Annotated in this window: 5 protein-coding genes and 1 pseudogene; 1 reads left to right on the forward strand and 5 read right to left on the reverse strand. The window is 66.6% G+C overall.

Annotated features, from left to right (window positions below; genetic code table 11):
* The first annotated feature begins 271 nt into the window (after positions 1-271).
* Complete coding sequence (locus CK944_RS21275) at positions 272-592, forward strand: DUF1330 domain-containing protein (RefSeq protein WP_371411691.1); 321 nt, start codon at positions 272-274, stop codon at positions 590-592.
* Positions 593-666: 74 nt separating this feature from the next.
* On the opposite strand, the gene CK944_RS23435 is transcribed toward CK944_RS21275, so the two are convergent.
* From CK944_RS23435 to CK944_RS21305, 5 genes and pseudogenes are all read right to left on the reverse strand, one after another.
* On the reverse strand, positions 667-1149 hold the full coding sequence (locus CK944_RS23435) for a DUF3768 domain-containing protein (protein WP_103175051.1): 483 nt from the start codon (positions 1147-1149) through the stop codon (positions 667-669).
* Between the two features lie 510 nt (positions 1150-1659).
* Complete coding sequence (locus CK944_RS21285; protein WP_103175052.1) at positions 1660-2595, reverse strand: DUF2493 domain-containing protein; 936 nt, start codon at positions 2593-2595, stop codon at positions 1660-1662.
* Positions 2596-2922: 327 nt separating this feature from the next.
* Positions 2923-4033 (reverse strand): annotated as a pseudogene (locus tag CK944_RS21290) (toprim domain-containing protein).
* Positions 4034-4411: 378 nt separating this feature from the next.
* Complete coding sequence (locus CK944_RS21300) at positions 4412-4639, reverse strand: type II toxin-antitoxin system VapB family antitoxin (protein WP_103175054.1); 228 nt, start codon at positions 4637-4639, stop codon at positions 4412-4414.
* Positions 4640-4948: 309 nt separating this feature from the next.
* Positions 4949-5371, reverse strand: coding sequence for an antirestriction protein (locus CK944_RS21305; protein ID WP_103175055.1), 423 nt, complete (start codon positions 5369-5371; stop codon positions 4949-4951).
* Positions 5372-5384: the final 13 nt, after the last annotated feature.

A 5384-nucleotide genomic window follows, 5' to 3' on the forward strand; every position in this document is an offset into this window, starting at 1 on the left:
CCGCGCAGCAAGAGATTTCTGATCGGGGCCGCGATAGCCGCCCTGCAGAGTCGGGACCAGGATGCCGCCGCTCTGCTGGGCCCTGTTGGGACTGCGCCCGTCGCCCATGCGACAGGCGGGAGGAGCCTCCGCATATCCTTCGAGGATGCCATTCTTAGGTCGATGCCGTCGACCTATCGGACCGGTTTATCCCGGCCTATGCTATCAGACATCTCGCCGGTCGCGTTGTGGTCGCCGCTTCCTTATGCTGGGCGCAACGCAAAGGAGGGCCATGATCATGACGAAGGGCTATTGGGTCGCATTTGCCGATGTGACCGACCCGGAGGGCTACAAGGATTACATCGCAGAGAACGCCAAGGCCTTTCGCAAGTATGACGGGCGTTTCCTGACGCGCGGCTCCCGGAGCGAGGTCTCGGAAGGCAACCCTCGGTCCCGCGTGGTGGTGATCGAGTTTCCGAGCTTTGATGCAGCCGTGGCCTGCTATGCCTCACCCGAATATGAGGAGGCCATGCGGCTCAGGGCGGGCAAGGCCATCATGGACCTGGCGATCGTGCCCGGATACGAAGGACAACAGCCGGACGAGACAGCCTGACCGGAGTGAAGGGGAAACAGCAAGCCCTGTCCGATGGTCAGGCGGCCCCTCGTCTCGAAGCCGCCCATGCCGGATCAGTATTCGTCGGGCAGGCAGAGGGTGAGGACGCGGATCGTCTGCCCTGGATCGCTTTCCACCTCCGGTCCCATCAACCCGTCGGTGTCGTAAAGGTCGATCTTCCAGTAGATGCGCACGGTCTCGTCTCCGTGCTGCACATCCGGCATGCCGAAGCTGCGGAGGCCATCGGTGCCATGATCGTCCATAACACCCGCATCGGTGCGCACCCGGGCCAATGCCGCGTCCACGAAGTCATGGCCCCGGGCAACGATCCCGCGCGTCACAACCACCCGGCCGCGCAGAGTCTCGCCCTGCCATTCGGTCTGCCCAAGGGCTGCCCGGAAGGCGTCGTTCTGCGCCCCGATGATCTGCGCCTCGGCTATGGCAGCCTCGTAGCGGTCGAGATCGAAGACCGGCCCCGCGCAATGGCGGCAAGCGTCTGGACGGATGCCTGCCGTGATCTGGGTGGCCTCGCAGGAGATGCATTGATAGCGCGTCATGAGAAAACCCTCCTTATGATCTGGCGATCCCCTCACGGCCTTGCTCTTCTTCAAGAATGGGAGCGGGCCAGGAAGGCGAGCCGCGCCCCCGGCGCGTCTCACCTTCCTGGGCTGCCTCCCGGCGAGGGCGGGAGGGGGGCCCGGCAACTGGAAAATCAAGCCCCAAGGGTCGGGGGCCCCGTCTGCACAAGCCGCCACCTGGCGGCGCGGAAGATGGGGGTGCCCCCTTGAGGCGCCGTATTTTGTGGTTGCCGGGGGAACCGGCGGTTCCCCTCTTCCTTCCCTTCCGACACCGGTGCGGGTCCGGCGCTGCGCCATCCTGCAGGGGGCGTTCGGCTTGTNCCAGGCGCTATGCTGTCCTGCAGGGGGCGTTCGGCTTGTCCGAATCCCCCCTGCACCGCGCTGCAGTCTCCGCCTCGCCCTTTGCCTGACCCCGACCGACCAGGCGACAGCTGCCGGCCGTGACGGCCGATGGTTGCCTGGTGGAGGAAAGATGTGGGGAAGCGGCGCTTACGCGCCGCCCTCGATCTTCATGACCGGGATGCCCAGCTTGCGGGCCTTGTCAGCCAGGTTCTCCTGGATGCCGGTGCCGGGGAAGACCAGGACACCGACCGGCAGGACGTCGAGCAGCGCGTCATTGCGCTTGAAGGGTGCGGCCTTGCCGTGCTTCGTCCAGTCGGGGCGGAAGGCGATCTGCGGCACCTTGCGGTGATCGGCCCAGCGGGAGGCAATGAGTTCCGCGCCCTTGGGTGAGCCGCCATGCAGGAGCACCATGTCGGGGTGCTTGGCATGGACCTGATCGAGCCTGGCCCAGATCAGCCGGTGATCGTTGAAGTCCGCGCCGCCGGTCAGCGCCACCTTTGGCCCGGCAGGCAGCATCACCTCCGTCTCGGCCCGACGCTTGGCGGCCAGAAAGTCGCGGCTGTCGATCATCGCCGCCGTGAGATGGCGATGGCTGACCATCGAGCCCGTGCGTGGCCGCCAGGCACTGCCGGTGTGATGCTCGAAGGCCTCGGTGGCAAGGTCGCGGAAGAGCTCCATGCCGTCGCGCCGCTCAATCAGGGTCTGCCCTTCCGCAACGAGGCGTTCGAGCTCAACCGACTTCACCTCGCTGCCGTCCTGCTCGCGCTGCAGCCGGCGCTGCGCCAGTTCGTTGCTGTCGAGCTCGCGCTCGACGCGGGCCGCGGCACGGTGGAAGAGATTGGCGGTGCCCCAGAGCAGTTCCTCGAGATCGGGCTCGAGCCGGGTGTCACTGAGGCTCGCCACCAGGGCGTCGAAGATGTCGGACACGGCGGTGGAGACGGTGTCCGCCTCCGGAAGCGGCCGGGGATCGGGCTCGTCCTGAAAGGGACGCCAGCCGTAAAGCTGAAGTTCGGTCAGGACATGGTCGGTCTGGGAGGCGGTGTGGACCGGCTCGGACGTCTGGTCGTCAAGGTCCTGGGTCATCGCGTTCTCCTTCGATGGGGCGGGGCGCGCGTTTCTCGCGGCCTTCGCGGGCATCGCAGCGCACGGGCGGGACGGACGGGCAGCCCTCGCGCCTCGCGAGGGCCTTGATGGCCAAGGCCGGCTATTTTGCCTCGCGATGCAAAGCGTCCGCAGGACGCGGCGGAAAATAGTCGGCCGCCGCCATTGCCGGGCCGATCCGGCTGTGCGCCGATTGCCCTCCTCGAAGGCCCGGAACGCGGATCTCCGCGCCTGAAGGAGAGGTGACCGGGACAGGGAGCGACCTGGCCAAGAGGCAAAGACTGGCACCGCTGACTCCCCGGCCTGCCCTCACCCCGGCAGGAAGCGGCGCCGGTCGTCGGGATGAAGCACATCCTTCAGCGCCGCGCTCAGGGCAGCAGCGCCACGATGCCGTAGGTCGTCATTGAAGTCGCCCGCCACGGGCACAAGGGCAATCGCCTCGATGCCGAGGCTGGCCGCTCGGGTCAGAAGGCTGTCATGCGCTCTGTCGCCGGCGGGGTCACGGTCGCACAGGACATAAAGGCGGCGCAACGTGGGAGGGAAGAGCACGGCGGCAAGATGGGCGGCCGAGAGGGCTGCCAGCATCGGCATGCCAGGCAGCACCTGGCGCGGCGACAGCACAGTCTCGATGCCCTCGCCCACCGCCAGCACATCATCGGCCACCCCGAAGCGGACGCCGTGGCCGAGAAGCTCCCCCATGGCCCGGCGCGGCGTGGCGATCGGGGCCTTGTCCAACCCATCGGCGGCAAGCCAGGTGCGATGCGCGCCGGTCTGGCGGCCAGAAAGGTCGGTGACAGCGGCAATCATCGCCGGACGGGTCTCCGTTGGCCCATGCCCGTCCGGGCGGTAGTAGCACCGGGGGTGGAAGCGCAGCGCGGCCATGGAGGAAAGGCAGGTGATTGCCCTTCTGGCCAGATAGGTTGCCGCGAGCGTGCCGCCGATCGGCTCGGCTATGGCGAAGAGCCGCCGTGCCGCCTGCCGCGAGCCGGGTGCCCTGCGGGATGTCCCGCCACCTGCTGTCTGGACCGAGGCCGGATCGGGATGGGGAAGCGCAAGAAACCGGCGTGCCTCGGCAGCCACATCCTTGAAGTCGAGAAGGCCCGTCGCTGCGCGGATGAGGTCGAGCAGATCGCCGTGTTCGCCGGTGGCGGCATCAGACCAGCGGCCCGCGGCACCCCCGCCGGTTTCCGGGCCTGCCAAACGCACGAACATCGAGCGGCCGGGAGTGTTTCTCACATCGNCGCCAGACGCACGAACATCGAACGGCCGGGAGTGTTTCTCACATCGNGTCTTTCGACCAGAGGACAGGTAATGGCGGCAGACCGCCNACACGATTGCCGGACGACAGGTAATGGCGGCAGACCGCCTCGGCCTCCCGGCCAAGACGGATTGCCAGATCGGACGCGTCACGATGGGGCATCAGAGGATCTCCTGTGTGCTGGGGCATCTGCCGCCTCCGGGGTCCGGACCGCGGACCCTCGGTCGCGGCGTTTTCCCGGGGGCAGAAAGCACGAATTCGCGGCACTCTCTCGACCGCATCGGCTCACCCTCCTGCCCCGACCCCCCTCTGTCTTTGCCGACTGTCTCCATCACCGCACCACGGCCGGGCAGCACACCCTCATAGCCTTCCGTGATGGCCATCCCCTGGTCTGCTGGCGGAAGCAGGGTCTTGGGCTTCAAGGGCACAGGTCGGCGACAAGTACCTGCAGTCATGTGACGAGGCGGCGTCCACCGTGACAGCGGATGCCTCCGTGCGCACAGCGCGCAAGGTGGTCAGACGGAAGCGTTGGTATGACCCTCAGCGCTTTTTTGACGGGTGCACCATGCGCGTCGACTTGCGGCCGTAGTTCTTCACCGTCTCGCGCAAGGTCGCAATCTGGTCATCAATGGTGGGTGTGGACCGCAGACGCTCGATCTCGTTTTGGAGAGCCAGGCGCATGGCTTCCGTCTTGTTGACACCGAGCATGTCCGCCAGGGTTTGCGCCAGGTCATCCAGGCGTTCATCGCGGGTTGCGCGTTCATCCATCGTGGGGTCCGCCTTGCATGCACGGCCATGACCATCCGGTAACCCTAAGCTGGGCTGCTCGGCAAGACAGCACGAGATTGCTGCCAAGCCGCTCCACAAGGGCCGTTTTGGTAGCCACGCGCCTGCTGATCGGACCGCCTTCTGCCAAGGATAACGACCTGATGCGCATCTTCTCCTCGGCCCTAGATCCCGGCGCGTGTCCAGGAGGCAGGCTTCTCTCGCTTGCCGTCTGAGCCGCCCTCCAGCGGCGCCATGGCGGAAGCCAGCATGAAACAAGCGCCCCGCGAAAAGGCAGGGCGCTTGCAAGGCTCAGTCGATGGCCTGGAAAATCTCGCGGGCCTCGGGATGATCCGCGGCATGGGCATAAAGGCGGGCAAAGCCCTCCGAGAGTTCCGGGGCGTCGTGGCGGAAAGACAGGTGCGAGAAGGCAAAGAGCGTGGCGATGATGCCGGCAGCATCGGCCGAAACGACGCCTTCGTAGCCGTTGCCGTCCCAGACGAGATGGAAGCGGGGCTTGCAGGTCGGGGCGAGATAAAGGGGCTCGCCTGCCAACTCAAGGAAGTCCCACATGCCGCCGGTGTAGTCTGTCGGGCTCAGCCTTTCCATGAAGCCGAAGACGGTGTGCTCGCCGACAAGAAGAAGGCGGGCGCCGAACAGCCGGGGCAGAAAGCCCATGCGGCGCTCCTCGGGAACGGGCATGGCAGAGGAGAATGAGGGTGCGGTGAGGGTCATGGCGGAGATCTCC

Origin of the sequence: Paracoccus sp. SY (assembly GCF_002901215.1) — a bacterium.
GTDB lineage: Bacteria > Pseudomonadota > Alphaproteobacteria > Rhodobacterales > Rhodobacteraceae > Paracoccus > Paracoccus acridae.

What these genes read in the sequence shown, in the direction of transcription:
- CK944_RS21305 (WP_103175055.1), bottom strand. Translation starts at nt 5,371, where the DNA reads ATGACCCTCACCGCACCCTCATTCTCCTCTGCCATGCCCGTTCCCGAG.
- CK944_RS21275 (WP_371411691.1), top strand. Translation starts at nt 272, where the DNA reads ATGATCATGACGAAGGGCTATTGGGTCGCATTTGCCGATGTGACCGAC.
- CK944_RS21285 (WP_103175052.1), bottom strand. Translation starts at nt 2,595, where the DNA reads ATGACCCAGGACCTTGACGACCAGACGTCCGAGCCGGTCCACACCGCC.
- CK944_RS21300 (WP_103175054.1), bottom strand. Translation starts at nt 4,639, where the DNA reads ATGGATGAACGCGCAACCCGCGATGAACGCCTGGATGACCTGGCGCAA.
- CK944_RS23435 (WP_103175051.1), bottom strand. Translation starts at nt 1,149, where the DNA reads ATGACGCGCTATCAATGCATCTCCTGCGAGGCCACCCAGATCACGGCA.